The organism is Candidatus Villigracilis proximus, assembly GCF_016717045.1.
In the GTDB taxonomy this organism is placed as follows: domain Bacteria; phylum Chloroflexota; class Anaerolineae; order Anaerolineales; family Villigracilaceae; genus Villigracilis; species Villigracilis proximus.
This window is the reverse complement of the sequence record NZ_JADJUO010000006.1, coordinates 22,485-47,638: the sequence shown is the minus strand read 5'-3', so window position 1 is coordinate 47,638 and position 25,154 is coordinate 22,485. Positions and strand designations below refer to the sequence as shown.

29 protein-coding genes, 1 tRNA gene and 2 pseudogenes are annotated in these 25,154 nt (G+C 49.2%); 16 read left to right on the top strand and 16 right to left on the bottom strand.

Going from position 1 to position 25,154, the window contains the following annotated elements; all coding sequences use genetic code 11:
- Nucleotides 1-2: 2 nt before the first annotated feature.
- The 6 genes from IPL71_RS08385 to IPL71_RS08360 all read right to left on the bottom strand — a co-directional run bounded on the left by IPL71_RS08385 (nt 3) and on the right by IPL71_RS08360 (nt 3,236).
- Nucleotides 3-836 carry an ABC transporter permease gene (locus IPL71_RS08385; RefSeq protein WP_345320660.1) on the bottom strand — a complete coding sequence of 278 codons (834 nt, stop codon included), beginning with the start codon at nt 834-836 and terminating at the stop codon, nt 3-5.
- Nucleotides 796-1,221: an ABC transporter permease gene (locus IPL71_RS08380; RefSeq protein ID WP_345320659.1), complete on the bottom strand. Its 426-nt coding sequence runs from the start codon at nt 1,219-1,221 to the stop codon at nt 796-798. The genes IPL71_RS08385 and IPL71_RS08380 overlap by 41 nt, the downstream gene beginning before the upstream one ends.
- Nucleotides 1,222-1,331: 110 nt before the next feature.
- A complete protein-coding gene (locus IPL71_RS08375; RefSeq protein ID WP_345320658.1) occupies nt 1,332-2,330 on the bottom strand; it encodes an ABC transporter permease in 999 nt (332 codons plus the stop codon).
- Nucleotides 2,323-2,562, bottom strand: coding sequence for a hypothetical protein (locus IPL71_RS08370; RefSeq protein ID WP_345320656.1), 240 nt, complete (start codon nt 2,560-2,562; stop codon nt 2,323-2,325). The genes IPL71_RS08375 and IPL71_RS08370 overlap by 8 nt, the downstream gene beginning before the upstream one ends.
- Nucleotides 2,563-2,641: 79 nt before the next feature.
- Nucleotides 2,642-2,818 (bottom strand): hypothetical protein, encoded by a 177-nt coding sequence (locus tag IPL71_RS08365; RefSeq protein WP_345320654.1) that lies wholly within the window; start codon nt 2,816-2,818, stop codon nt 2,642-2,644.
- Nucleotides 2,819-2,843: 25 nt separating this feature from the next.
- Nucleotides 2,844-3,236 carry a TetR/AcrR family transcriptional regulator gene (locus IPL71_RS08360; RefSeq protein ID WP_345320653.1) on the bottom strand — a complete coding sequence of 131 codons (393 nt, stop codon included), beginning with the start codon at nt 3,234-3,236 and terminating at the stop codon, nt 2,844-2,846.
- A 545-nt stretch (nt 3,237-3,781) separates the two neighbouring features.
- Here IPL71_RS08360 and IPL71_RS08355 point away from each other — a divergent pair.
- Complete coding sequence (locus IPL71_RS08355) at nt 3,782-4,027, top strand: DUF3597 domain-containing protein (RefSeq protein ID WP_345320651.1); 246 nt, start codon at nt 3,782-3,784, stop codon at nt 4,025-4,027.
- Between the two features lie 298 nt (nt 4,028-4,325).
- On the opposite strand, the gene IPL71_RS08350 is transcribed toward IPL71_RS08355, so the two are convergent.
- Both IPL71_RS08350 and IPL71_RS08345 read right to left on the bottom strand, forming a co-directional pair.
- Entirely contained in the window at nt 4,326-4,466 is a 141-nt protein-coding gene (locus IPL71_RS08350; protein ID WP_345320650.1) for a hypothetical protein, read from the bottom strand.
- Between the two features lie 4 nt (nt 4,467-4,470).
- Complete coding sequence (locus IPL71_RS08345; RefSeq protein ID WP_345320648.1) at nt 4,471-4,995, bottom strand: hypothetical protein; 525 nt, start codon at nt 4,993-4,995, stop codon at nt 4,471-4,473.
- A 454-nt stretch (nt 4,996-5,449) separates the two neighbouring features.
- Here IPL71_RS08345 and IPL71_RS08340 point away from each other — a divergent pair, with 454 nt between their 5' ends.
- The 8 genes and pseudogenes from IPL71_RS08340 (at nt 5,450) to IPL71_RS08305 (ending at nt 11,363) form a co-directional block, all read left to right on the top strand.
- A complete protein-coding gene (locus IPL71_RS08340; RefSeq protein WP_345320646.1) occupies nt 5,450-6,346 on the top strand; it encodes a PAS domain-containing protein in 897 nt (298 codons plus the stop codon).
- Nucleotides 6,333-7,247, top strand: coding sequence for a sensor histidine kinase (locus tag IPL71_RS08335; protein WP_345320644.1), 915 nt, complete (start codon nt 6,333-6,335; stop codon nt 7,245-7,247). The genes IPL71_RS08340 and IPL71_RS08335 overlap by 14 nt, the downstream gene beginning before the upstream one ends.
- A gap of 207 nt (nt 7,248-7,454) precedes the next feature.
- Nucleotides 7,455-8,982 (top strand): annotated as a pseudogene (locus tag IPL71_RS08330) (YifB family Mg chelatase-like AAA ATPase).
- An 11-nt stretch (nt 8,983-8,993) separates the two neighbouring features.
- Nucleotides 8,994-10,346 (top strand): flavin monoamine oxidase family protein, encoded by a 1,353-nt coding sequence (locus IPL71_RS08325; RefSeq protein WP_345320643.1) that lies wholly within the window; start codon nt 8,994-8,996, stop codon nt 10,344-10,346.
- 26 nt (nt 10,347-10,372) lie between these two features.
- Nucleotides 10,373-10,516 carry a hypothetical protein gene (locus tag IPL71_RS08320; protein WP_345320640.1) on the top strand — a complete coding sequence of 48 codons (144 nt, stop codon included), beginning with the start codon at nt 10,373-10,375 and terminating at the stop codon, nt 10,514-10,516.
- Nucleotides 10,517-10,672 (top strand): annotated as a pseudogene (locus IPL71_RS08315) (AzlC family ABC transporter permease); the annotation flags it as partial.
- Nucleotides 10,672-11,055, top strand: a complete 384-nt coding sequence (locus IPL71_RS08310) for an AzlC family ABC transporter permease (RefSeq protein WP_345320638.1) — start codon at nt 10,672-10,674, stop codon at nt 11,053-11,055. The pseudogene IPL71_RS08315 and the gene IPL71_RS08310, both read left to right, overlap by 1 nt.
- A complete protein-coding gene (locus IPL71_RS08305) occupies nt 11,052-11,363 on the top strand; it encodes a branched-chain amino acid transport AzlD family protein (RefSeq protein WP_345320636.1) in 312 nt (103 codons plus the stop codon). Before IPL71_RS08310 ends, IPL71_RS08305 begins: the two co-directional genes overlap by 4 nt.
- A 3-nt stretch (nt 11,364-11,366) precedes the next feature.
- Here IPL71_RS08305 and IPL71_RS08300 read toward each other — a convergent pair whose 3' ends face one another.
- Nucleotides 11,367-12,269, bottom strand: coding sequence for a GGDEF domain-containing protein (locus IPL71_RS08300; protein ID WP_345320635.1), 903 nt, complete (start codon nt 12,267-12,269; stop codon nt 11,367-11,369).
- Between the two features lie 146 nt (nt 12,270-12,415).
- Here IPL71_RS08300 and IPL71_RS08295 point away from each other — a divergent pair.
- Together IPL71_RS08295 and IPL71_RS08290 are read left to right on the top strand one after the other, a co-directional pair.
- Nucleotides 12,416-12,487 (top strand) — tRNA-Met (locus IPL71_RS08295).
- Nucleotides 12,488-12,597: 110 nt separating this feature from the next.
- A complete protein-coding gene (locus tag IPL71_RS08290; RefSeq protein ID WP_345320633.1) occupies nt 12,598-13,266 on the top strand; it encodes a M48 family metallopeptidase in 669 nt (222 codons plus the stop codon).
- 70 nt (nt 13,267-13,336) lie between these two features.
- Here IPL71_RS08290 and IPL71_RS08285 read toward each other — a convergent pair whose 3' ends face one another.
- Complete coding sequence (locus IPL71_RS08285; RefSeq protein ID WP_345320631.1) at nt 13,337-14,227, bottom strand: helix-turn-helix domain-containing protein; 891 nt, start codon at nt 14,225-14,227, stop codon at nt 13,337-13,339.
- A gap of 287 nt (nt 14,228-14,514) precedes the next feature.
- Here IPL71_RS08285 and IPL71_RS08280 point away from each other — a divergent pair, with 287 nt between their 5' ends.
- Nucleotides 14,515-15,315 (top strand): hypothetical protein, encoded by an 801-nt coding sequence (locus IPL71_RS08280; RefSeq protein ID WP_345320629.1) that lies wholly within the window; start codon nt 14,515-14,517, stop codon nt 15,313-15,315.
- Nucleotides 15,316-15,334: 19 nt separating this feature from the next.
- Nucleotides 15,335-15,763, top strand: a complete 429-nt coding sequence (locus tag IPL71_RS08275) for a cupin domain-containing protein (RefSeq protein WP_345320627.1) — start codon at nt 15,335-15,337, stop codon at nt 15,761-15,763.
- Between the two features lie 56 nt (nt 15,764-15,819).
- On the opposite strand, the gene IPL71_RS08270 is transcribed toward IPL71_RS08275, so the two are convergent.
- The 5 genes from IPL71_RS08270 to IPL71_RS08250 all read right to left on the bottom strand — a co-directional run bounded on the left by IPL71_RS08270 (nt 15,820) and on the right by IPL71_RS08250 (nt 21,407).
- A complete protein-coding gene (locus IPL71_RS08270; protein WP_345320625.1) occupies nt 15,820-16,668 on the bottom strand; it encodes an SMP-30/gluconolactonase/LRE family protein in 849 nt (282 codons plus the stop codon).
- Nucleotides 16,669-17,595: a magnesium transporter CorA family protein gene (locus IPL71_RS08265; protein WP_345320623.1), complete on the bottom strand. Its 927-nt coding sequence runs from the start codon at nt 17,593-17,595 to the stop codon at nt 16,669-16,671.
- Nucleotides 17,596-18,044: 449 nt separating this feature from the next.
- Complete coding sequence (locus tag IPL71_RS08260) at nt 18,045-19,967, bottom strand: alginate lyase family protein (protein WP_345320621.1); 1,923 nt, start codon at nt 19,965-19,967, stop codon at nt 18,045-18,047.
- Nucleotides 19,968-20,504 (bottom strand): NUDIX hydrolase, encoded by a 537-nt coding sequence (locus IPL71_RS08255; protein WP_345320619.1) that lies wholly within the window; start codon nt 20,502-20,504, stop codon nt 19,968-19,970.
- A gap of 3 nt (nt 20,505-20,507) precedes the next feature.
- Nucleotides 20,508-21,407 carry a R2-like ligand-binding oxidase gene (locus tag IPL71_RS08250; protein WP_345320617.1) on the bottom strand — a complete coding sequence of 300 codons (900 nt, stop codon included), beginning with the start codon at nt 21,405-21,407 and terminating at the stop codon, nt 20,508-20,510.
- A 253-nt stretch (nt 21,408-21,660) separates the two neighbouring features.
- Here IPL71_RS08250 and IPL71_RS08245 point away from each other — a divergent pair, with 253 nt between their 5' ends.
- The 3 genes from IPL71_RS08245 (at nt 21,661) to IPL71_RS08235 (ending at nt 23,906) form a co-directional block, all read left to right on the top strand.
- Nucleotides 21,661-22,503: an SAM-dependent methyltransferase gene (locus IPL71_RS08245; RefSeq protein ID WP_345320615.1), complete on the top strand. Its 843-nt coding sequence runs from the start codon at nt 21,661-21,663 to the stop codon at nt 22,501-22,503.
- 126 nt (nt 22,504-22,629) lie between these two features.
- A complete protein-coding gene (locus IPL71_RS08240) occupies nt 22,630-23,109 on the top strand; it encodes a glycosyltransferase (protein WP_345320613.1) in 480 nt (159 codons plus the stop codon).
- A gap of 26 nt (nt 23,110-23,135) precedes the next feature.
- Entirely contained in the window at nt 23,136-23,906 is a 771-nt protein-coding gene (locus IPL71_RS08235; protein ID WP_345320612.1) for a glycosyltransferase, read from the top strand.
- 6 nt (nt 23,907-23,912) lie between these two features.
- On the opposite strand, the gene IPL71_RS08230 is transcribed toward IPL71_RS08235, so the two are convergent.
- Nucleotides 23,913-25,151 carry an MFS transporter gene (locus IPL71_RS08230; RefSeq protein WP_345320610.1) on the bottom strand — a complete coding sequence of 413 codons (1,239 nt, stop codon included), beginning with the start codon at nt 25,149-25,151 and terminating at the stop codon, nt 23,913-23,915.
- Between the last annotated feature and the right edge of the window lie 3 nt (nt 25,152-25,154).

The following is a 25,154-nucleotide window of genomic DNA, read 5'->3' as shown; positions in this document are numbered from 1 at the left end:
CTTTATTTTGCGCCGTGCAAGGCTTCAACAGGTTCCATACGTGAAGCCATCCGCGCGGGGTAGAGTGAAGCGATGATGGTAATGATAAATGCGGTGACGATCAAATTAATTGCAGAGTCAAGTGTCAGCTCAGTGTAGATGCGGTCATTGAGAAGCATGTCCTGGCTCATCCCCAGATCTCCAAAGTAAACACCGACTTTGCTAAAGTAGGCAGAGATTGCCCAACCGATCAACGAGCCAAAGGTGATTCCGCTCAACGCCAGCAAGGTGGCTTCCGCGAGAAACAGAGCGATGATCTGCCGTCCCTTCATGCCAATCGCAGAAAGGATTCCGATCTCACGTGTACGTTCAAAGACAGACATGAGCAGGGTGTTGACGATGACCGTGGCGGTTACGCCGAGAATAATTAAGTTAAGGATCGTGAGATAAGCATTTGAAAAATCGTTGATCAGCACGAGCAGTTCATTCAATTCTCTCCAGGTCTCAACCTGATACCCCTCACCCTTGATCGCAGCAGAAACTGCATCAGCTTGTTCGCGATCATTCAAAAGAATGAAAATCATACTGGCATGATTGGTTGCACCTGAAAACGACTGCGCCTTGGCGAGCGGCAGAAAGACAACGCCTTTGTCGTAAGAGGTTGTGCCGGTTGAAAAGATGCCGCGCACCGTAAACTTTTGCTCATCCACATTGCCTTCGGATGTATTCACCAGCAGATTAAGTTGATCGCCAGCTTCAACCCCAAACTCTCTGCCAGCGGATATCCGATCACGATCCCTTCGCGATCGTCCGCAGTTAAAAATCACCAGATAACAGGCCATTGCGATAAGGATCATTCGCTGAAGAATCAGGGACAATGCCCATGATCTGGACGCCAACCGATTCATCCGAGGCTGATACGATTCCGCTTGCGAGTAAGCGCGGAGTTGCAGACTGGACCTGACCCAACGCTTCGATCTGCGCTGCAACCTGCTCCGGGTTTTCGATCAGATATTCCCAGGCGACGCTGAGTTTATCGGGATCGTAGTTTGCATTCTTGACTTGAAGATGACCGGTGTTGAGGCGCAGCGTAGTTTCCATGGAACTGCGCATTTCGCCTTGAAAGAAAGCGGCAATGAACATTAATAACGCTGTTCCCATGGCAAGTGCCAGCGTCGAAAGAAGCGTGCGGCGACGATGCCTGCCTAAATTGCGATATGCCATTTTAAAATAATTCATCATAAGATTCTCTCCAAACCCTGACAGGTTTTATTTAGATGTCTGACGAGCAGACACTTTGTATCCGCAGAACTCTTTTTGGAAAGGCTCCGTGGAAACCTGTCAGGTTTTTACTAAACGTAGTGCAGCGCTTCAGCTGGTTCACGCCTGGATGCTTCCATTGCGGGATACAACGCAGCAAGCGCGGAAATGACGGCAACGGTGATGGCGTGCTGCAGCACTTTCATCGGCACGAGTTGGGTGTATATGCTCCCGCTGATCAGGGCGGTATATTCAGTGAGATCGGCGAACTGACTGTAGTTCATTCCGACCACGCTAAAAATTCCGTTGAACGTGGTGCCTAATACCGCTCCGATCGCAGCGCCCATTAGGCCAATTAAAGTCCCTTCCAGCAAAAAGAGGAATGTGATCTCGCGTGGTTTTAATCCCATTGCGCCGATCACGCCGATCTCGCGTGTACGTTCAAAGACAGCCATCATCAACAGGTTAAGGATACCGATGGCGGCAATACCCAGCATGAACACGCCGAGATAACCCATTACGCCGGTTTTCATATCCATTGTTTTTTTCAAGTCGGGGATGCTTGTTTCCCAACTTTCCACTTCATAGCCCGGCGCCAATTTGTTGATGGCATTGATCACAGGCGGTTCCTGCCCGATCTGTTTCAGGGAAATAACAATTTCGGTTACCTGTCCTTCAAGACCGAAAAGTTGCTGCGCCTCGACAAGTGAGATATAGATCGTGGTCTTCTCAATAGACGGAACGCCTACATCATAAATTCCAACAACCGTCATTGTCCGCTGGCGGGTCTGTTCATGGGTCGAGTTACCGACCATGGTGATGCGGTCACCCACTTTGATCTCCATCGCCGTGGCAAGCCCCTGACCGATGACAATCAGATCACCATCATCAGGATTCAGGTAACGTCCACTGGAGATATTATCTGCAACTGGAGTGATCAGCCCTTCCTTGTCAGTTTCAACGCCGATGATCGAGACCGCAAACGCGCCTTCGCGATTGGTGACCAATCCGCCGGTGACAATGCGCTTCGAAGCAACGACCACATTGGATTGCGCCTCGGCCGCTTGAACAACGACATCGGGATTATCCATTGGTAGTAAAGGTTTTCGTCCCACCTTTTTCGTTATACCCAGGCGCATGGACTTGAATATTACCGCCAAGCAACTGGATGGCATTGCCATAAATCGCCTGTTCGAAACCACCGATGAGTCCGTCGTAGAAGACCAACAGAGTCATCGTTACTCCCATACCGATGGCGATCAAAAATGTTCTGCGGCGCTGCCGCCAGACGTTACGCCATGCTATGCGCAAAAATAAAGTCATTTGATTTCCTTTCTAAGAACTCGCTGTAAATTCTGATTCTGTTTTACGTAAACCATATTCCATTACATATAACAGCTTGTCAATTTTTTTCCTGGGTCTTCGCAGAGCGGACCCATTTCAGAATATCCTTTTGCTTCATGCCTTCATCAAGGATGTAAGTGGTAATCGCATTGGTCCAGATCTCAATGATCATGACCGCCAATTCAACATCAATACTCGGATCCAGCTCACCCTGTTTCATGGCTTTCTGGATCATGCCGGTGATGCCATCCCGGGCCATTTTATGATATTCGGAAAAAGCTTCCCGTAGTATAGGCCTTCGACAAACAAGACGCGGTGGCAGCCTGCATCATGCGCGGATATGCGGAATTAAATTCCATGCCTGCTTTTGTGACCCAGCGGAAATAATCAAACACACTTTGGCTGGGACTCGGTGGATGTTTGTCTTTAAAGAACTCAACTTTTTCCTGAGTCAGCAGGTCGAGCAAGTGCCGGAAGACATCCATTTTGTCTTCAAAGTATTGATAGAAACTTCCCTTGGCAATGCCGCTGGCAGCGACGATGCGGTTAATGGAAGCGGCTTCAAAGCCATAGGCCGCGAATTCATCGACAGCGGCGTTGGTGATAATGGTGCGTTTTTCCTGGGGCAGATTGAGAAATGTTTGCTTTGGCAAGAAGTGACCTCAAGTCACATGACCTTACGGTCATATGACCGCGAGGTCACATTATAGGATGATTCAGTTTTTGTCAAGTGGATTTCCCTCTCCTCACCTCTCCGCCGGGAACGATGTGACAGACATCTGGTCTTATTTTTTTCTGTACTTTGCGGACTATTTTTATATTTATGCGTGGAAGAAATACAAATAAATCTTTAACGCTTTTTTTAACCTTGCACAACAGACAACAGGTTATAATAAATATATTGATTATCAAACGTTATTTGTAATCAGTTTTATATTTCATCATATCAAACGTTCAAAAAAGGAGTTACTACAATGGGATTCTTCAGCAACATTCTCGAAAAACTTGGACTCAAGAAAGACAAAGCCGAAACCGCAGCAGCCCCCGCTACACCCGCCGCGGAAACCTGCAGCCACTGTCAAACCAATGACCGTTGCACCTGCCGCAAAACCAAAAACTCCGGTGGAAAAGGAAGACTTCGATTCTATCCGCACTGCCGAAGCTTGAAACCTGTCATGCCGCCGTTTCAGAAGTGGACGTGCTTGCAAAACTCGAAAAACTTTCCGCTGGCTCAGATTACAACTGGAAAGTCTCGATCGTGGATTTGCTCAAAGTCCTCGATATTGACAGCAGCCGTGAAGCCCGCAATGAATTGGCAAAAGAACTTGGCTGCCCTGAAGATCTGATGAGCGACTCGGCCAAGATGAACGTCTGGCTTCACAAGGAAGTTTTGAAGCAGATCGCCGCCAATGGCGGAAACATCCCCCAGTCTCTTTTAGACTAAAAATAATTTCGATCACAAAAACAGCGCGGACGATAATCGTCCGCGCTGTTTTTATTTAAACCAGAACCAATTCATACGACATAATTTAATAAAGTGACCTTCGCAGTAAACAATCCCGTAGGGATGGCACGATTTAAAATTGTGGCGCGATCTAATCCAGGGGATGACGCACCCCTTCGGGGTTGGACAAATTTTGCGTTGATTCTAGAATCATTTCGCTCCTTCGGAGTTGTGTTGCGTAAAGTGAGTTAATAAAATGACAGTTTTTCACTTTTCTTTACTCACTTTTACTCATTTCTCACCACTCTCCCCCACATACCAACTTCATCAACAAGCCCGCGCGCCAAAATGCGACTGCGGCCATGCCATGCGCGAGGACGGCGAACAATGGCGGCGTTTGATTTGTGTAATATATCCAGCATTCACGGGTGGTGCCCATAATTCTAAAAGTAGCCGAGGCCCGCGCCGGAGATGAAGGTCAGCAGGGCGAAGCGCTGATCGTTGGGCGTGACAATGAGCAGGATGCATAACGTCAACGCGAGCCATGTATAGGATTTGTCGAATGTTGGAGAAACAAAGACCAGCATGAGGGTTAGGAAAGATGCGAATGTCAGCCAGTAAAAAAGTTTGCCAACAAGAATTTGGATTCGTTGAATCGTCAGTTCAAAAAGTTGGTTTAGAAATCTGGAGATGCGGTCAATTGAAAGGGACGCAATCGGCCAGGCGGGGATGATCCACAAGGGCGGACGTTCGGCGGTGTAGTAATGCCAGAGATTGGTTTGTGTGCCCCATGATTCAATGGCGAGGCCGCCGCAAATGCCGACGAAGACAATCAACACATCGGTCTTAAGATTCGCGCGCGCCACAATGGTAATGGACATGAAAAGAAAAACGCCAAGCAGCAGCCAATCGATGTAGAGCCACCACGGGCCATTCCAATCGATGTAGGCGAGATATAATACCTGCAAAGGATTATCATCGTCAAAGCCATATACTCTTGACGCGTATCTTTCGCGTATTGGAAAAGAGGGGTGGGAAGTAATAATGGGTGGCACAAAATCACTATTATCCAGCCCAGAAAGAGCAACCGATTTAAATCAAGTGACGACTCTGATTGCAAAAAGACCAGCCGGGTAAAATTCCAAAAGAAACTATGATCTCCACACACTTTTTTATATCCGTTTACATTTATTCTACTTTAATAGAGAGACCATAATGGTCTCAGAAACCATTAGGGTCTTACCAAAATGGATTTTGAAAAGCTGTAAAGAAAAGAAACCCAAGGAACACAACCATTGCCGAGAAGTTCAACACGTATCAATTCGCGGCGTATAAAGAAACAGGTGATTGAGTTATTGGGGCGTGTGTGTCGGTCAGCGTGGAAACGATAAAGATCATCAAGGAAATGCCAGAAGGAACTCATTGACCAATCCCTTCGTCCGCGCCTGGAAGTGGTGGTACACGCCGCGTTCCACCGATCTCACCATCGCCTATCGCGAGCGTGCTCTGCGGTCACTCCTGCCGATCGTTATCCTGTTGCGCGTGCTCGGTACGACCCAAAACTATTCGGGCGCGCCCGATCAGCCCGAGCCTTACGCGCCGCTGTGGGTCAGCCTTTCATTCCTTATTATCCCCCTGCTCTTCACCTTTTACTTTCTAGCGCGCCAAAAAGTGAATTGGGCTGGCGCAAGTTTTCTCCTGCACTGGTATCTGATCGATATGCTCAGCCTGCCCGCCGAAGGCTACTGGTACGCCGGCTATCAAATCTCCATCATCATTCAGGCCGTACTCGGCACACTGTTCCTGCCAAGCCGCGCCATCCTGCCCTTTATGATCTTTCAACTCTCCACAATCGGACTATGGGGCAACTGGCTGGATGTTAATCATTACGATCCGCCGCTTCTCTCTTCGGGTCAACCTGTTATTGTTTTCTGGAAGATGTTCATCACCCTGGCAGTGCAGGAAAGCGCCATCGTCTTAATCGTCCGCTACCTGCGCATACAAATGGAAAAGTCCCTGCACCTGCAACAGGTCAACATCAAACAACTACAAACCGAGATCACCGAACGCAAACAAGCACAACTTGCCCTGCAACAATTGGATGATATGTATCGCCGCGCCATTGATTCCGCAGGCCTGGTGCCCTATGTTCTTAGTCACAGCGGTGAACACACGTTCATACTCACATTCGTTGGCGAAGGCATCCTCTCCATGACCGGCTACTCCGCCGCCGAAAGAACTTCCGACCTCTGGAACTCACTGATACTGGAAGCCTTTCCGCGCGGCAGACTCTCGGATCTCACCCTTGCAGGAAGCTGATCGCCTCACCAATGAAGATCTTTCCATTCTTTGGGAGTGCGACTTCCACATCCGCACACGAGATGGTCAGGCGCGTTGGATAGCCGATACATCAGTCAAAGGCTTCGACGAGCAGAGCGAAAAGCTCATTTCCATTGGCATTTTTCAAGACATCACCGAACGCAAACATGCCGAAGAAATACGGGAGAAATTGATCAGAGAACTCGAACAAAGGAATGCCGAACTGGAACGCTTCGCCTACACACTTTCACATGAATTAAAGTCACCGCTGATCACGATCAAAGGCTTTGTGGGCTTATTACGCAAGGACTTGTTCGACAAAAATATACCCCGCCTTGAAACAGACATCGAACGCATCAGCGACGGGGCCGACAAGATGCAGCGCCTTATCAACGAACTGCTTGAACTCTTGAGCATCGGGCGGGTTGTCAATCCCTCTGAAAAAATATCATTACGCACCTTGTTTGATGAAGCCATTGGTTTGCTGAATGAGCAGATCACAAAACAAGGGATTACTGTGCATATCGCAGATGACCTTCCCCTTGTTTATGGAGATCGCAAGCGACTGTTGGAGGTTCTTCAAAACTTAATTGAAAATTGCGTCAATTATATGGGCAGCCAATCACAGCCGCAGATCGAGATCGGCAAACGGCAAAGCGAAACTGATACCATCATCTATGTAAAAGATAACGGCATCGGGATCGAATCCCGCTTTCACGAAAAAATATTCGGGCTATTCGAAAAGCTCAACGCAGACAGTGAAGGCATAGGCATTGGGCTGGCGCTCGTCAAACGCATCATCGAAGTCCACAACGGAAAAATATGGGTCGAATCAGAAGGGCTGGGCAAAGGTTCAACATTTTGCTTTACGATCTCAGACAGCAGGACAGTAGAAAATTAATAGATTGGACCTCTTGCACAACTCCATTTTCTTCCGCTAATCTTCGCTAATTTACATAATTTTTTTAAAATTCGCGCAGATTAGCGTAAATTCGTGGAAAAGGTTTTTTGCAAAGTGAAATTATTAAACAGCCTCTCAGGTCTGGATATTACAAATAAAAGAAAAAAAGATAAGTCAATTCTAAAAAAGGAATGCTACAATAACCTCATGTTATCCCGCGTATATTCCTGTGCAGTCATTGGCCTTGAAGGCGTCGTCGTCGAAGTGGAAGTGGATATCACCGCGGGCAAAGGCGGTGTGACTATCGTTGGTTTGCCCGATGCCGCCGTGCAGGAAAGCCGCGAGCGTGTCTTTTCTGCGGTGCGAAATGTCGGCTTAACTTTTCCACGCAAACGCGTCATCGTTAATCTCGCGCCCGCATCCGTCCGCAAAGAGGGGCCATATTATGATCTACCCATCGCCGTGGGTGTGATGGCAATGACCGGAGCCATTCCCGCTGAGTCAATCGAATCAACCATGATCGTCGGTGAATTGTCTTTAGATGGGACCGTGCGCCACGCGCGCGGGAATTTTACCGATGGCGGCCACCGCCCGTCAGCAAGGATTCAAACGGATTTTCGTCCCCGCTTCTGACGCACCGGAAGCTGCTCTGATCCCCGATCTAGAAGTCATCCCTGTCGCATCTCTCTCCGAACTCTACGAATAGCAAGCGGTAACCGCGAGATTAATCCCCACCCCACCATCGAAGTAGACACATCCGCTGCCACAGTTGCAACTGACTTTCAGGAGATCAGAGGTCAGGAACATGTCAAGCGTGCCTTTGAAGTAGCCGCCGCCGGTGGACATAATTTAATTATGGTTGGCCCGCCCGGCTCTGGCAAAACATTACTTGCGCGCATTGCCAGGCATTCTCCCCAACATGAGCGTGGACGAATCTCTCGATGTGACCCGCATCTATTCCGTAGCTGATGCGCTCCCACCCGAAACACCAATGATCCGCCATCGTCCATTCCGCGCTCCGCATCACACCATTTCACATGCGGGTCTGGTCGGCGGCGGCAATTGGCCGCATCCGGGAGAAATCTCACTCGCACATCGCGGCGTTTTATTTTTAGATGAACTGCCCGAATTCGGCTCACGGGTTTTGGAAGTGATGCGCCAACCGATCGAAGATAAGGTCGTGACGATCTCACGCGCGCAAGGCTCATCCACCTTCCCTGCAAATTTTATGCTGGTGGCCGCCATGAATCCCTGTCCCTGCGGATATTTTGGTGACAGCCAAAAGCCGTGTACCTGCTCCCCATCTACAGTGACCAAATATCAAAAACGAATCTCCGGCCCATTGCTCGACCGCATCGATATCCACATCGAAGTACCGCGTGTGGATTATGAAAAACTGAGCGGAGACAGAGTCGGCGAATCATCCGAAACCATCCGCGCCCGTATTCAGGCTGCGAGAGATCGTCAAACTGCGCGCTATGCAAATTCAGATTCAAAGCATGTAGTTTCGAATGCAGATATGCGCGTGAAGGAAATCCGCGAACATTGCAAACTTGACGATCAAAGTCAGAGCCTGATGCGCTCCGCCATGGCACAGTTACAACTGTCCGCGCGGGCCTATCACCGCGTGCTCAAACTCGCCCGCACCATTGCAGACCTCGGCGGCTGTGACGAGATCCAGCCGACACATCTGGCTGAGGCGCTGCAATACAGGCCCAAATTAAATTTAATGTAGAAGTGAGCCCCATGAAAAAAAACAAATCAGTCACTGTGATCGGTGCAGGAATGGCCGGCCTTTCAGCCGCCTATGAATTACATCGTGCAGGCTGGCAGGTGACAGTACTTGAAGCCAGAGACCGTGTCGGCGGACGTGTTTTTTCGATGCATAATTTTTCAAACGGACTGATCGCCGAGGGCGGCGCCGAGTTCATTGATAAAGATCACACACGTATGCTGGGTTTTGCAAAAGAGTTTCATCTGCCATTGGGCGAAGTCGGCAGTTGGCAGGGACAAGCCGACGACTGGGACGCATACGAAGGCAAAGCCGGAAATTCAAACGACACAAATATCTGGGGCTTTGATCTGGGAAAGGAAGTTGATTCCATTTGGGCGGCACTCGCAGAATTGTCAAAGCAAGTCCCCGACCCGCAGCATCCTGAATCCGCGCCGAATGCAAAAGAATTGGATCAACAATCCGCCGCAGACTGGATCAACCGACAAGCCGCGCATCCGCTGGCACGCATGGCCTTCGCGGATCATATCCGCTCGGAATATACCTGCGAGCCTGAAAATTTTTCGTTGCTTGATCTGGCGCGCAACTCCGCCATGTATTACAGCAAACCGGGACTCTACGAACCAACCTACCGTGTCATCGGCGGCAATGACCAAATACCACGCGCCATCGCATCCACCCTTCCAGACCTGCGCTTAAACGCGGAAGTCACTTCCATCAATGACCAAACCGATGGAGTCACTGTCACCTATGAACAGGGAAATTCATTCCAAACCATCTCCTCTTCATTTGCAATCCTTGCCATCCCGCTGACAACAGCGCGGCTGATCGAGTTTAATCCGCCGCTGCCGCAGGCACATCAACGCATGGTCAACGAGATCTCCTACGGTGCTGTGACCAAGGTCATGATCGAATATCGCAAACGCTTTTGGAAAGCCAAAGGTTGGAATGGCCGCTTGTCCACCGACCAGCAAATCGTTCTGACCTGGGAAGCGACCAGTCACATACAAAGTGAACACGGCATCCTCACCGCCTACACTGGCGGCGGCCCCGGCGCGAAGCTATCCGCCTTATCAGACCAGGAGCGGATAAACCTTGCTGTTTCCGTCATCGAAAAAATCTTCCCCGGTTCCTCCGACCTGATCGAAAATACAGCCACCATCGCATGGATCAACGAACCCTACTCACGCTGTTCCTACATGGCGCTCGCTCCCGGCCAGGTGACTTCACACTGGCAAACCCTCTTTGCGCCTGCGGGTCATTTATACTTCGCGGGCGAACACGCAACGATCTATCAAGGCTTTATGGAAGGCGCGGCGGAAAGTGGTCAACGCGCCGCACAAAATATTATCGGCATTACATCCTAGCCGCCCAAAAAGATCACGGAGAATTTATGAGTGAAGCAAGAAGAAATTTTATCGAGGGCGTCCGCGCAGAATTTCCATTACTGGTTGGCGTATTCCCATTCGGCATGATCTACGGCACCCTGGCACTCAAAGCCGGACTCTCCACACTGGCCTCGCAATTCATGTCATAGATTGTATTCGCAGGCTCATCGCAATTTGTAGCAGCACAGTTAATTCACGATGAAGCGCCCGGCTTCGTGATCATCGTCACCATCGCAGTTGTGAATCTGCGTCACATGTTATACAGCGCATCGCTTGCGCCTTACTTGAAAAATCTTTCGTTAAAATGGAAGGTCATTCTCTCTTATTTTCTAACCGACGAAGCCTACGCGCCAAGCATCCTAAACTACAAGCAGAAGGCGTTACACCCACAAATCATTGGTTCTTACTGGGCGCGGGATTTTCCTTATGGTTCATCTGGCAGACCAGCACCGCGATCGGAATTTTTCTTGGCACTGCCATTCCCGAATCCTGGTCATTGGATTTTGCCCTGCCCTTAACCTTTATCGCCATGGTCGTGCCCGCGTTAAAAAACCGTCCCATGATCGCGGCTGCATTAACCGCAGGGATCGTTGCCCTGCTGGCTTATAGTCTTCCATTCAAGTTGGGATTGATCCTCGCCGCACTGGCAGGCATTGCAGTTGGAACGATCATGGAGAGCAGAAAATGAATATCTGGCTGATCATGTTTATCGGCGGGTTGACCACCTTTGGAATGAGATTCTCTCTGATCTTTTTATTTGGCAGGCTTGAAGTCCCGGAAACGATGCGCAAGGCATTACATTACGTCCCGCCCGCAGTCCTCTCTGCCATCATCTTCCCCGAATTGCTGTATCGCGCAAACAGCCTCGACCTATCTTTTGACAATGTCCGTTTATTCGCAGGCATCATTGCCATTCTAGCCGCATGGTTCACAAAAAATACACTACTCACCATTCTGGCAGGCATGATCGCGTTATTAATTTTGCAATTGATATAAAAACTACACAAACATTAAAAAGATTTGATTCCCGCCCGCCTCTTTCGCACGCGACATGGCCTGCCGCGCCTGCTGGATCAACGGCTCTACTTCAGTGGATGTGCTGATGCGCGCCGCAGACGCAATCCCTGCACTGATCTTGACATTAAGCGGCGCTTCACCCTTAACCTCGATGCGGGTGCCGCGTACCCCGGCAATGATCCTCTCTGTTACTTTTTCCGCATCCGCGCCGATCACCCCCGAAAGCAAAATCACAAACTCATCCCCCGTCCAACGTCCAATGCAATCATACGGACGGCTCTTCTCACGAATGGCCTGCGCCACCACCCGCAGCACCTCATCCCCGATATCCACGCCAAACGTATCATTGATCAGTTTAAAATTATCAATATCAAGCGAGATCAAACTCAACGGCAACGATGAACGCCGCGCACGCTCCAACTCCCCCGTAGACTGGCGGAAGAAAGCCGCACGATTCATAAACCCAGTCAGCGCATCGAACGCCGCCTGATGCTCCAACTGATCACGTGCCATCGCAAGATTGCTCGCCAAAGAAACGATCCGCTCCGCCATGCCAATTCGATTCTTCAAATCCTGATTCTTAAAAGGCCGCTGAATCGTATCGTCTGCACCCGAAGGCGCAAGATCATCTTCTGCATTTTTTGAAGTCGTCAACAAAATATAAAGGGGAATGGAAGTCTTTGCCGCACGAACCCGCGGAATAAACTGTGTGCCGCGCAGATCGCTCGTATCCCAATTCGCGATCAAAAATCGCGCCTCTCCCGAATGGACATACGGCCAGACCTGCTCACTCGAAGCAAGTTGAATCACCACGCTTTTGCGGCTCAACGCCTGTTGGATCAGAGCAAATTCTTTTGGGTCATTTTCAATCACCAGTATTTTCATTGGATTTCCTTTTTGGCTATTATACAGTCTGTTCCCCCGCCTGTTTCACCCATTTTTTTCCTGAACTGATTTTAATATGAAAAGATTTAGCTCACGTTGACAAATGCCCCCTCCCATAGTAATATTTGGGGCGCCATTTGGATAATGCCGAGGTAGCTCAGTGGCAGAGCAAAGGACTCATAAGCCTTCGGTCGAGAGTTCAAATCTCTCCCTCGGCACTCAAAACAACCCATTATTTTAACCGGGTTGTTTTTTTGTTTGATTTTATACGTTATCATGGAACGTTCCCGCCAAACGGGCAAAAGAACGCCATTAAATCCAGACGAACATGCAAATACAAATCGACAAACTCACCCGCAGCAAACGCAAAACAATTGCGCTCATTATTGAACGCGACGGCACACTTACCGTACGCGCACCGCTGCGCGCGCCGCAGGCCTTGATCGAAAAATTCATCAGCGAAAAAGCGGATTGGATCACACGCACCCGCCAAAAGGTCAAGGCGATTGAAGCGCCGCCCGTCAGACAATATGCAGACGGCGAGAAATTCCCATATCTCGGTTCATTCTTTAACCTGAAACTGATTCAGTCTCAACGACCTGCCCTGCAATTTGACAACGGATTCATCCTCAGCCAAACTGCCCGGTCAAAAGGCGAGTCCGCTTTCACCCGCTGGTATAAGGAACAGGCATACAAAGTCATCACTGAACGCGTCAAACAATATGCGCAGCGATATAACTTCACCCCCAAACAAGTGAAGATCAACTCTGCCAAAACCCGCTGGGGATCATGCAGTTCAAGCGGCACGCTTAATTTCACCTGGCGGCTGGTCATGGCTCCGCTGGAAGTGATCGACTATGTGGTTGTCCATGAGTTGGTTCATCTACGTGTAAAAGATCACTCCAAAAATTTCTGGGGCGCAGTTGAAGTTATTGCCCCTGAATATAAAAAGCACAGAAAGTGGCTGCGTGAAAACGGGGAAACATTAACCTTGTAACGTTCAACAGATCACGAATAAAAACGCCCGCCAAAGCAGGATCAAATTCCGGCGCTGGCGGATGTTTTTTTTATTTCTTGTTCTTATCAGGAAAAGGCGCGAATAATGCGTAACCCTCCCCAACTTTATTGGTTATTCCTTCAATTCTTTTTGCGGTTTTTTTATTTAGCGGCAATATTTGATGCAAATACAATTCGCCGTACGGGGTAAGCGCCAGCAATGATTCAACTGCCACAAATGAATGATCGTACTCAGGCCCGGAGCGTTTGATGGGAGTGGTGAAATCGTCATAATCCTCAAACATCATCCTGCGCCAGTAACGTTCAAAAGACGGGTACTTTTTATTATTCAGCAGCTCATTCATTAAACTGGAAAAATACGGCTTGGAACGAACACGCAGCGTACGTCTGCGAAAATAGTGGACATTGATCCACGCCAGCCGCTCAAACCTATCCTCGCCAATGATCTCGGGAAAATTTGAAAGTGGATCAAAAATATAACGCATCAAGTTATATCCACCGACAATATGATCCGCATTGGTCAGCAAAGCAGACGGCGTGCCGTAAAAATCGATCAGGCAGTGATTGGCAATCAGGATATCGCAAAAGGCATCCGTTACAAGCACAGGCAAAGTGATACAGGCAATATGTTCCCCAATTTCTTTGAGGAAAGCCTGTGGATCAAATTGCTTCTTTTCACGGCTGTTTTCCTTGCGCACGGCCTCAAGCTCCGTCACCCCGCTCGCGGCAAACAAAAACTCCTGGCGTTCCATGGAAGTTAATTGAAAACCATCTGCCAGTTTCACCAACATATTATCTTTAAGCAGCGTTTTCCTTGCACCGCGCTCAATATTGCTAATCGCCGACACATCCACACCTGATTTTTCGGCCAGTTCCATTTGCGTCCATCGCATATCTTCCCGCAAAGACGCTACAAGCGAGCCAAATTCAAAACGGTTCATTGCACTCCTACGTATAAAAACTATAAAAATCTTCGAGTCTGCTCGAATTTTCCTTTGAGAAAAATATAACATTTTTTTTTGACAATATCAAGACACGGGAGATAATTATGAAGAATTTGTGCCATTTATCCTGCTCTTTACAGGCAAAGCACACATGAGGGGCATGGCAGATTGAATTTCTTGACACTGCAGCCGATGGCGCCTGCTGGACATCCATAGGGGAAAGCGCTTCGGAAATTTTTTTCACAGGGCAGTCACAGTGACTGCCCCGTGGGGACTCATCCGCCATGACAGGAGGATTTTTTCTTCCTTTCATGTTGGTTTATACTTCCGCCATGGAACATATAACACGCTTACACGCAGATTTTCAGATAAAGATCACAGACAATGGCAATTGGCAAATAAGCGATCTGGAATTACTACATATATCCATAGCCTTGTTTGCAGAAACTCTGGGCGGAAATGAAAATTTCAAACGCCAGCTTGGAGAAGTTCTGTTCGAAAGAACAGATACGGGCACCAGTTTAGGTCTGGCGTATAAAGACCGCATCAAGCTAAGCAAACACAGCCAATTCAGCGCATGGTCGGTGATCCACGAACTGGCGCATGTCTGGGATGCGAAGAATCAGTGGAAATTATCTTTGGGTCTCGAAAAAATCACAGGCGGCCGTACAAGCTTATTACTATCTTCCTTAAGAAAACGAATCCCCGCTCAATGGGATGCCGGTCCGCGCGGCGCAGAAAGCAAACCGGGGTATTACGGCCGGAAGCCGGGCGTCAACGCGTATGGATATTTCTACGGTGACAAACCCAGCGGCGCAAACTGGCGCTTCAACCGCAAAGAGGATTTTGCCGAATCAGTTGTGATGTATTGCGGCTGGGGACGCAACAACTCGCTTTCAAAAACCGCTCACGGTAGAATTGAGCGCTATCTTCTGCCGAACGGGATGAAAGACCCGGTCTATCACATCGCCGACAACTGGTCTGACTACGCAGGCTATTTCTACCCTGAAGGCGGGGACTACACAAAAACCAAACGCTGGAAATTCATTGATGAATTGGTAAACCAGCGAAGAAAAATAACTTAATATTCGGAGCAAAATATTTATGACCACAATTCCTGAATCCCTGATCGAAATCCGCGAGCACAACGAACCAGACTACATGCCAATGATCGACTATCAGTCATGGCGCGTGGCGCTGATGAACTACACAGCGGACCTGCTGCCTGAGAAGATCAACCGCATGCAAAAGCACACAGAGACCGATGAGGTTTTTGTGTTAATGAAGGGACACTGTATCTTGTTTCTTGGCGAAGGCGAAGAAAGCGTGATAAAAGTCCACGCGGTGGATATGGAATTATACAAATTATATAACGTGAAAAGAGGAGCCTGGCATTCGCATACATTCAGCGAAGATGCGCGCGTATTGATCGTGGAAAACCGTGATACGGTTGTTGAAAATTCCCCGTTTGTTGAATTATCAGAAGATCAATGCAAGGATGTGGTTGAGTTAACGAAAAAACTCTGGAATTAACAAAAGAGGAAAGAAGAAAAAATTTTCTTCTTTCCTCTTTCTTCTTCTTTTTCTCTCTACCCAAATTCAAATGTTGGCATTCCCGTCACATTTGTAACAACTTTAAACAACCCGCCGGAGAGCGGGTATTTTTTAGATTTTCTTCGCTCATCCCCTTTGCGGGCCGAGGTGACGTATAACTCGTTCATGTCTTTGCCGCCAAACACACAAGCGGACGATTGCAAAGCCGGCACAGGAATCTGCTCAAGCAGTTGGCCTGTGTTTGGATTCCACTTGGTGACCTGCGCGCCCCCCCAGAGTGCGATCCACAAATTACCATCTGTGTCCGAGGTCATGCCGTCGGGCCAGCCGAGTGATTCTGGAATCGTAATTGCTACACGCGGATTTGCGATCTGGCCGGTGGTTACATCATAATCAAAGGCTTTGACCTGACGTGTGGGTGTATCTATATAGTAAAAAGTTTTATGGTCCACACTCCACGCGAGGCCGTTGGAAATGGTGATGCCATCCAGCAGGCGTGTAGTTTGGTTTCCGTCAAATGAATAAAGCGAGCCGTTGGGGTCACTCTCGTTCATATCCATGGTGCCGGCGAGGAAGCGGCCTGCGGGGTCACATTTACCATCGTTCATGCGATTGGTTGGTAGTTCATCTAAAGACACAAGAACTGTTAATTGAGCAGAATCAGGTTCGAGGTCCGCGAAGCCGAAGCGGGTGCCTAAGATGAGATTCCCGTTTTTGCGCGGAGCAAGGCAGCCGATGAGATCATCCAGTTCGGCAAGAATTTCCGTGTTTCGATAGACTCGTTTTTCAAGAATATCGATCCAGTAAAGAGTTTGCGTTTTCGAATCCCAGGCGGGACCTTCGCCGAGGGTGGCTTTGGCGTCGAGTAATAGTTCAGTTTGCATTTAGAACCAATCCCTTTTGTAGAAGATATAGGTTGCGACCGCAGTGAGCCCAACTGAGATGCCGATCACGGTAAGAAAGGCAAACGGCTGACCTTCGCCGGGTAGGGCAACGTTCATGCCGTAGAAGGCTGCGACCAGTGACGGGAGGTTGAGAATGATCGTGAGTGCGGCCAGCGCTTTCATGACGGCGTTGAGATTGTTGGAGATGATGGATGCGAAGGCGTCCATCATGCCTGAAAGAATTTCGGTGGCGATGCTGGTCATTTGAATGGCCTGCTGATTCTCGGTCAGCACATCTTCGAGCAGGTCTTGATCTTCTTCATAATAATTAAAGAGCTGTGTCTTTTGAACACGCTCCATCATCACTTCGTTTGAACGCAGCGCGGTTGCAAAATAGGTGAGACTCTTTTGATACTTGAGCAATTCCAAAACTTCGCGGTTACGCGTGGACTTTTGCAGTTGGTCTTCAACCAATTCTGTTGCGCGGTTGATCTCACGTAATAAGTTTAAATAGCGGGCGGAAGTTTCAAGGAAGATATACAACGCAAGACGGTAACGCTTGCCTGTTTTCATGAGACGGTATTTTCCATTGGCGAGCACCCGGAAGATATCGCTGTCGTAACGGCTGACGGTGATGATCTTATTGCCGAGGATCATGATGCCCAATGGGACGGTACTATAGGGCACGTCGCTTTCGGGGCGATGCATGGGAATGCGAAGCAGGATGAATGTGTAATCATCATCGCGCTCCATACGTGCCATTTCGTCCTGGTCGAGAGAATAGTTAATATAGTCCATATCCATCCCCCAGTTGATGAGCTTTTCGATCTCTTCATGCGTTGGGTCTACAACATTGACCCACGCGCCGTTGGCGATCATTTCGATTGTTTCGAGCCCTTGCTCAGTGGTTTTGTAAATGCTCAGCATGGCTGCCTCCTTGCGTGATATGACATCACGCAGAGGCGCACGCGCACCTACGTGATGGTGGTACTTAAATCAAACACGTCTTGCGCCCAGTTTTTTATACTGGGCGGGTTACTATCGGAAGAACTAAGGTCGCTCTCGTCTGTGTGATACATCATTTCCTTGCCTTTATGGCGGTGTTATTTTACGCCCGTTAGTTGAATCAGACAACCTTGGATGGATTAACCGGACGGCTTTTCCAAGGTCAGGAAAATCTTAACGCGAATTACGCGAAAAAGCGAACACTTGCGCCGCGCGCCAGTGCAGGTGTTACGCGAATAAAACCTTTTAAATTCGCAAAATTCGTTCATTCGATAAATTCGCGTTTCATCTTGCTGCAAAATAGATTTTGCACTATTCGCGTGCTGATCTGTCCTTCGGCTGCGTTCCTCGAAGAGCGCTCGTCACTTCGCTCAGGATGAAAAAACGAATTCGCTTGTGAGTGTTGTGTGAAATGCGGAGGTTACTTCGAAGGCGAGTGAGAGGGCTGGAGATTTTTGTCCATAATTTCGCGAAGCCCAGCCTTCGTAGGGTTGCACATCGCGTTGACCGTGGAGCAGTTGGCCGGCGCGGACGAGGGAGAATGAAGAATTCGGAATAAAGAATGCAGAATGAAGTGAGAGTGTTATCCAGCCGTGTGGGGAGTTTAGACGAAGATCGATTCCCGATTCCCGATTCTCTATCTTCCATTCGTAATCGGGTAAAAGCCAGTGCAGGCGATAAGCGTGCGGAGTTTTGCTGCGTGACGATAATTTATCTTCAACACCCCAGCGTTCGTTTTGATAGACAGTGACTGTGCGCTCATGTTTGATGTTGCGATATCCGCGATGATAGGCACGCACGCGGCCTAGAATATTTTCATCCGCTTCGACTATGTTTTTGGAAAATGCATTGGCCCAATCGAGCACGAGGAATCTTCCGGCGCGAGCCATTTGATCGCGGCCATCCACGGTGACGGTGTTATGCACACGCGTGGTCACGAGCGGATTGTCCCAGGGCGCTGCGGCGTTGTATAAATATGTACCTGCGTCCTGTGCGATGTTTAATCCACGCCACCAGAGATCGAGATGCAACTGGTCAATATGCGAGAGTCGACTCTTGAAATGCGAAGCGCGCAGATAGGCCCATGAATTTTGTCCGCGTAGATTTTCGGTGAGATAGGCGCTTGAGTCTGCGATCCGCTCGGTGGCTTTCAAGCCAAACCACAAAGACAGTTCATCCCACGCGCCTGATTCCAAACTGGTCCGCAAAAATGCGCGCGCGGCGGCTTGCACGGTTGGGCGGTAATCGTCAAAGGCGGAAGCGCTCAAAGGGAAGATCAAAGCTCCGTCGTTGGCTCCCAGATTCGGGGTCCGCCCTGATGCGTTATCCAGCAAAGAAAAAAGCCAATGAGCAGAGCGTCCGATCGCTTGTGAAGTGTTGACCGAAAAGACATCCTGTTTTATAAAATTAATCCACAGCGCAGTTTGCAGCATCACACGATGATAATTCGTGCTGTGTTGAATGTATTCGCCGTAACTTCCAATTTGATTTTGGAAAGACCAGTTGAGCCACTTCCAACCGAGATTACGCCATGTTTTATTTTTAAAAAATAAACCGGCCGTATAAATTGCCGCCGCTTCAGTGACAAGATGATTATTGTTTTGCGAACGGGCATACACCAGCGTGGATGGAATGCGTGACGCGTGTTCAAAAATGGATCGATGAAGAGCCGCGCGTCTTTCATAACTGGTAGCTGGTGCAGTCTCGAAGACATGATCAGCCCAGACGAGACTCATCAACCGGATGGCAACTTCCTGTCCATTCATCCAATGCGGACCGAGGTTCGCGGGATTGTTTTGTGTGAATGACTCAAAATTCTTCCAGAAAGATTCTGCGTATTGATTATCTTGCGTAAGATGAAAAGCGCGGCCGAGAGAAAAGGCAAATGCGAAGCGGGCAGGTTCCCAGAGATATTTGATGTCGTTGTGAAGATAGTGGAAAATGGAAAATAGTTTGTGATTTTTTTCGTGCGCTGTCCAGTGTTGGAGCGGTTGGGGGATTGTGAAATCGAGCGGAGTTTTTTCGCCGAAGATGTGAATTTCTCCGTTGACGATTTCATTTGCTTCTTTTAGGAGAATTGATTTGCCGTCTTCGCTGAGAACTTGAGTGAGTTGATCGCGTGGTGGAAGTGTGAACAGGGAATAGGAATTAGGAATTAGGGAATTAGGATTTGCAGGTGTTACTCGTTTGTAGTGTCCGGTCTTCAACCCGAATTTATACAACGCAAACAGCGCCAGCGGACGAAGTCCCAGTTGGCGAAGGAATTTGAGGCCGGTGAGAATTTTTGATTTCATTTATTTAATGCGATCCAAATAAGCGAGGGCGTGAAACAAAACCGCAACTTGTAATCCGTGCAGAAATTCTCCGCGTCTGGTCATGGCGATCAATTCATCCAATGGCACGAGATGCACTTCGATATCTTCGGCGTCATCAAATTCCTGTATTGCGGTCTTTTCGACATCGTACGCCAGATAAGCATGCATAAGATTTGTTTGCAATGCGGGGTTTGGATAGAATTTTCCAACCTCGATAATATTTGAAGTTGTATAGCCTGTTTCTTCAGATAGCTCACGCTGCACCCCAACCAGCGGACTCTCGCCATCTTCCACAACTCCGCCGGGGAATTCCCAGCAAATATCCTGCGCTCCGTGCCGAAACTGCCGGACCAAAACGACTTCCTGATTCTTTGTCAGTGCCAGCACCGATGCCCAGGTGCGGAATTCAAGCGCGGTGGCTTCGAGAAATTTACCATTTGGCAATTCCACTTTATCAAACCGATACCTCGGGCGGACGTAATTCGACTCAAGAATTTTCCACGGTTTCAGCGGCATGACTTACGAATCTCCGGATTCGATGATCTGTTTGGTTGTGCGGTTAATTTCATCCAAGGATTGGCCTTTGGCTTTTTCCAAACGTTCAAAGCGTTTGCTAAATTGACTCATGGCGTAATTGACAAAGTCCTCTTCCACCAATCCAAACGGGACCACTTTATAACGTGCAAATGCGTCACCGATCACGCCGATGGCCGAAGGCAAAAGCATATTCATTTGCATTTGCAGGTTATCCCATTCCTGCGGATGTTCGGCGATCAGGCGGGACAATAAATAAACGCCATAGGCAATGTGACGGGATTCATCCTGCTTGAGCAATGAGATTCCTTTTCGCAAGCCGGGCATAAGATCGTTGCGTTCGAGCATGGTGAAGAAAGCCTGATAGCCGGTTTCCGCGAGGACACCTTCGACGACCATGTTGTATGTGACCGAGGCGGCGATTTGATTAGCGGGCGAAGCATCTGTCCGCAGGGCATTTAGCGCGGATGGTAATGCTTCATAGAATAACTGATGATAATTATCGCCATGATAGCGGCTTAAGTCCACGCCTGCTTCGGCTACTTCATCCATAAAACGGCGGAAGAAATCTGTATGTTTGGCTTCTTCAAAAAGAAAAGTAGTCAGAAACATCTCCTCTTCGAGACGTCCTTCCTGAGCAATGGCTTGGATCAACGGGAGCAGGTCGAGGGTCACTGCTTCTTCGCCAGCCACGAACATGGACAAAAGCAAGAGACACAGATCTTTTTCTTCATCTGTAAAACGGGACCAGTCCTGTTTATCTTTTGAGAAATCAATATCCGATGGATTCCAAATGCCGAGTTTCTTGGCCTTCTCATACAAACGCATGGGAGGCAGGTCGCGGTTAAGTCCACGGGTGGTGGTGGCGAAGGATGTATGAGACATGGGATTCTCCGGTTGTCAGAATTTTTAGAGGCAATGGTCAGTATAAACGGGGAGAGTTTTACGTGGAAGGGCTCACCCAGACTTCCGAAGTCTGCATGGAAGCACCTTGGCTAAGAGTCAACAAAAAAGACTTCGGAAGTCTTTCCCCCTGCAGAGAAAACTTCGGAAGTCTTTTTAATAGCCTCATGACTTATGTTCGCAATTGCAGACTTCCGAAGTTCGTTCGTCTAATCCGTGCATTATAATTTTTGACATGCCTACTACAACAGATTCCGTCCGCACGTATTACGATCAGAACACAAATTTATTTCTAAAATTCAGCAGCTCCACCAAAGCGCAAAATATCCACCGCTCACTATGGACAGACGGCGCGCAGACTCTTGACGAAGCGCTGAATGTATCCAATGCGCGCATTCTCAAGGAAATAGAATCTGTTGCGCCTGAACACGCACATTTCGCAGACCTCGGCTGCGGAGTTGGCGCGAGTCTCTTCTATATTTATCCGCGATTGCAAAACCCCGCATCCGCGCTTGGATTAACCCTCAGCCCTGTGCAGGCCAGACTGGCACGCGGATCAGCCGAACAATTAAATTTGCAAGATCAGATCCTCTTTGCCGAAGGTGACTTTACTTCCGTGCCGCTCGCAAATCATTTGGATGCGGTTTATTCAGTGGAAGCAGTTTGTCATGCCGTTGACCCTGAAAAATATTTCCGTGAGGCTGCCCGTTTATTGCACCGTGGAGGAAAATTAATTCTCGTGGATGATTACCAAACGCCGCGTCCGCTTTCGCAAAATGAATCCAACTGGCTGAAAGCCTATATCGACGGCTGGTACGTCCCCGGCGTGCGGACCGTGGAGCAGGTATCTGCGTGGGCTGAAAAATATAATTTGCGTTTGGTCAAAAACGAAGAACTCACACCGCATTTGCGTTTGCGCAATCTGCCCGATCTTCTGGCGCGCGCAATTCTTTTCCTTGGCAATCTTTTACCGATCAAGCACGCGATTCTGCCGTCCATGCTGGGGAGCATGGCATTGCAGCAATGTCTGCACATGGGAATTGTTGAGTATCGGTTTTTGGTGTTTGAAAAAATTTAACTCCCCACATCCTGAGCGGAGAGACGAGCGATAGCGAGGAACGCAGCCGAAGGACAAGTAGCAAGATATCCACCGTCCTTCGACTACGCCGCAAGATCGGCGGCTCCGCTCAGGATGTGAACTATTATGAAAAAAACCATCACCCTTCTTACCAGCGGCACACGCGGCGATGTGACTCCGTATATTGCGCTTGGTGAAGGCTTGCGTGACGCGGGCTACAACGTCCGCGTGGCTGCGCCGGTTGGGTTTGCAAATCTTTTTCGGGAAAGCAAAATAACTTTCGCTCCCTTTGAAGGCAATCCATCTGATCTGCTTGTGGAACAAGGCAACCAGACTCCATTGACGATTGGCCGTAACTTCATCAACTCGATTCGCGCCACACAAAACTTTATAAAGAAAGCACGTCCGCTTTACCGGCGCATGCTGCACACCGCCGCCGAAGCCTGTCGCGGCTCAGACATTCTCGTCCACGGACTGCCGACGATCTGGGGCGCACACATCGCCGAAGGCTTGGGCATTCCCGCCGTCCGCGCGGTATTGCAGCCGCTTGCGCCCACCCGCAGTTTCCTTCTACACTTCTCCCTTTTTACTTCTCACTTTCCGTGATCGGGAATTGGTTCTCGCATTGGGCAGTGACTCAAGCCATCTGGCATTCGTGGCGCTCGGAAATAAACCACGCGCGTCACGCGGACTTTGGCCTGCCGCGTGCCCAATGGGCAGACCCTTCGCTCCAAACATTTTCCCGCCAACCTCTCACCCTAAATGGATTCATCGAACACATTGTCCCCCGTCCGCAAGATTGGAATGAGAAGCAGATCATCACTGGCTATTGGAGAAGCTATGGAGTCGAACAGCTTGCTGTTCAAAAATATGAGCGGCAAGCCGCTCAACTCCATAGATTTATTGATTCTTCCCCCAATCCCATCGCCATCGGATTCGGCAGCCCCGGCACGCAGGGATATTTGCCGATGCTCGAAGAAGCTTTGCAACTTGCAAATGCTCAGGCAGTATTAACCATCCCTGAAAAATATCATAGTGAAATTAAATCAAAAAATATTTTCCCCATCGAATACGCGCCGCATGACTGGTTGTATCCGCGTGTTAAAGTTGCGGCGCATCACGGCGGTGCGGGGACAACGTCCGCGAGTTTGCATGCGGGGATTCCCACCATCACGATGCCGCTGGCGATTGATCAATTCTTCTGGGGCGAGCGGATCTATAAAATGGGCGTCGGGCCAAAACCAATTCCACAGCGGACTTTATCGGCGGAGAAACTTGCGAACGCGATTCAAGAGTCGCTGTATGATGCTGACATGCGTGAAAGGGCAAAAACTCTCAGCGCAAGATTGGTCACAGAAAACGGGGTCCGGGCTGCGGTGAGACAGATGCGTGATCTTATGTAGAAAATGTCAGGGGGTGGATGAATCTGATCGAGTCGAAAATCCAACAGACGCAATCATCAAAGCAAAAATGGAAAGTAAACTTCCGAGCCAATAGGGTGCTGAGATGGCGACAACGTCGAAAGAGATGCCTGCAATGGCGGGGCCAAAGATGTTTGTTAAGGCAAGCAGGGTTTGGTTACCGCCCATCAAGCGGCCTTGCTCATTATCGGGAATGCGCAACGAAACCAGCGCTGTCAGTGAAGGAATGCTGATGCCCGTGCCCAGGGCAACGACTGCAACAGCGGGGAAAATCATCCATGCCGCTGGGACAAATGCCATGCCAGCCAAACCGATGGCCATGCAAGTGAGTCCCACAGGGATGAGTTTGCGTTCACCGAAACGGGTTTGCAGCTTACCGAACAAAACGCCTTGAACCAAAATGCCGCACAAGCCGACATACAAATAGAAATAACTATTCTGCGCAGGCGTCCAGCCGAAGCGGGCATTGGAGTAAAGTGGAAAATTCGTCTGCAATCCGGCAAAGGCGAGGTTGAGCAGGAAAAGCACAACGAGAAAATTTTGAATATTTTTCTGACGGAAGATGCTTGTAAATTGGCCTGCCCACGAAAACACTTGTGTGATCGGCCTGGCCTCGCGTCGTTCGGGAGGTAAAGATTCGGGGAGGAAAAAGAATCCGAAGGCGGTGTTGGCAAAGGCGAAGAAAGATGCGATGAGCGCCGGAACACTGAGACCAAATCCACTGAGGGTGCCGCCGAGGATGGGTCCCGCCATGATGCCCAATCCAAAAGCGAGTTGAGAATAGTTGATGCCCTTGGCGCGGTTCTCAGCGTTGGTGGTGTCTGCCACGTAGGCGTGGGCAAGGGTCAGGTTCGAGCCGGTCAGTCCATCAATGAAGACCGCAAGAAAAATGATGGGGAGTGAATTCGCCAGTCCAAGCAGAAGATAGGACGTGCCCGTGCCGAGCAGGCAAAGCAGCAAAATGGGCTTGCGTCCGTAACGGTCGGAGAGCGCACCGAGGATGGGACCGGAGACAAGTTGAATGGTGGAATACATCGACATCAACCCGCCCGCAATGGCGGCGCCGCCCGCTGAGGCGTGTGCCTGCACGAAGAACGGCAGCAGCGGCAGCATAATGCCGTAGCCGAGCATGTCTACAAAAACGGAAACGAGGATGATGAAGAAGGAAGGAGGCAAGGTGATTAAATAGTAAGTGGAAAGTGATGAGCGGCTGATTATACTTTCCACTTA

Bases quoted from the DNA above. Each gene is read 5' to 3' on its own strand.
- IPL71_RS08385 (WP_345320660.1), bottom strand. From the start codon at position 836: ATGATCCTTATCGCAATGGCCTGTTATCTGGTGATTTTTAACTGCGGA.
- IPL71_RS08380 (WP_345320659.1), bottom strand. From the start codon at position 1,221: ATGATGAATTATTTTAAAATGGCATATCGCAATTTAGGCAGGCATCGT.
- IPL71_RS08375 (WP_345320658.1), bottom strand. From the start codon at position 2,330: ATGGATAATCCCGATGTCGTTGTTCAAGCGGCCGAGGCGCAATCCAAT.
- IPL71_RS08370 (WP_345320656.1), bottom strand. From the start codon at position 2,562: ATGACTTTATTTTTGCGCATAGCATGGCGTAACGTCTGGCGGCAGCGC.
- IPL71_RS08365 (WP_345320654.1), bottom strand. From the start codon at position 2,818: ATGATCCAGAAAGCCATGAAACAGGGTGAGCTGGATCCGAGTATTGAT.
- IPL71_RS08350 (WP_345320650.1), bottom strand. From the start codon at position 4,466: ATGGGCACCACCCGTGAATGCTGGATATATTACACAAATCAAACGCCG.
- IPL71_RS08325 (WP_345320643.1), top strand. From the start codon at position 8,994: ATGAAAAAAAACAAATCAGTCACTGTGATCGGTGCAGGAATGGCCGGC.
- IPL71_RS08320 (WP_345320640.1), top strand. From the start codon at position 10,373: ATGAGTGAAGCAAGAAGAAATTTTATCGAGGGCGTCCGCGCAGAATTT.
- IPL71_RS08310 (WP_345320638.1), top strand. From the start codon at position 10,672: ATGGAAGGTCATTCTCTCTTATTTTCTAACCGACGAAGCCTACGCGCC.
- IPL71_RS08305 (WP_345320636.1), top strand. From the start codon at position 11,052: ATGAATATCTGGCTGATCATGTTTATCGGCGGGTTGACCACCTTTGGA.
- IPL71_RS08300 (WP_345320635.1), bottom strand. From the start codon at position 12,269: ATGAAAATACTGGTGATTGAAAATGACCCAAAAGAATTTGCTCTGATC.
- IPL71_RS08290 (WP_345320633.1), top strand. From the start codon at position 12,598: ATGCAAATACAAATCGACAAACTCACCCGCAGCAAACGCAAAACAATT.
- IPL71_RS08285 (WP_345320631.1), bottom strand. From the start codon at position 14,227: ATGAACCGTTTTGAATTTGGCTCGCTTGTAGCGTCTTTGCGGGAAGAT.
- IPL71_RS08280 (WP_345320629.1), top strand. From the start codon at position 14,515: ATGACAGGAGGATTTTTTCTTCCTTTCATGTTGGTTTATACTTCCGCC.
- IPL71_RS08275 (WP_345320627.1), top strand. From the start codon at position 15,335: ATGACCACAATTCCTGAATCCCTGATCGAAATCCGCGAGCACAACGAA.
- IPL71_RS08270 (WP_345320625.1), bottom strand. From the start codon at position 16,668: ATGCAAACTGAACTATTACTCGACGCCAAAGCCACCCTCGGCGAAGGT.
- IPL71_RS08265 (WP_345320623.1), bottom strand. From the start codon at position 17,595: ATGCTGAGCATTTACAAAACCACTGAGCAAGGGCTCGAAACAATCGAA.
- IPL71_RS08260 (WP_345320621.1), bottom strand. From the start codon at position 19,967: ATGAAATCAAAAATTCTCACCGGCCTCAAATTCCTTCGCCAACTGGGA.
- IPL71_RS08255 (WP_345320619.1), bottom strand. From the start codon at position 20,504: ATGCCGCTGAAACCGTGGAAAATTCTTGAGTCGAATTACGTCCGCCCG.
- IPL71_RS08250 (WP_345320617.1), bottom strand. From the start codon at position 21,407: ATGTCTCATACATCCTTCGCCACCACCACCCGTGGACTTAACCGCGAC.
- IPL71_RS08245 (WP_345320615.1), top strand. From the start codon at position 21,661: ATGCCTACTACAACAGATTCCGTCCGCACGTATTACGATCAGAACACA.
- IPL71_RS08240 (WP_345320613.1), top strand. From the start codon at position 22,630: ATGAAAAAAACCATCACCCTTCTTACCAGCGGCACACGCGGCGATGTG.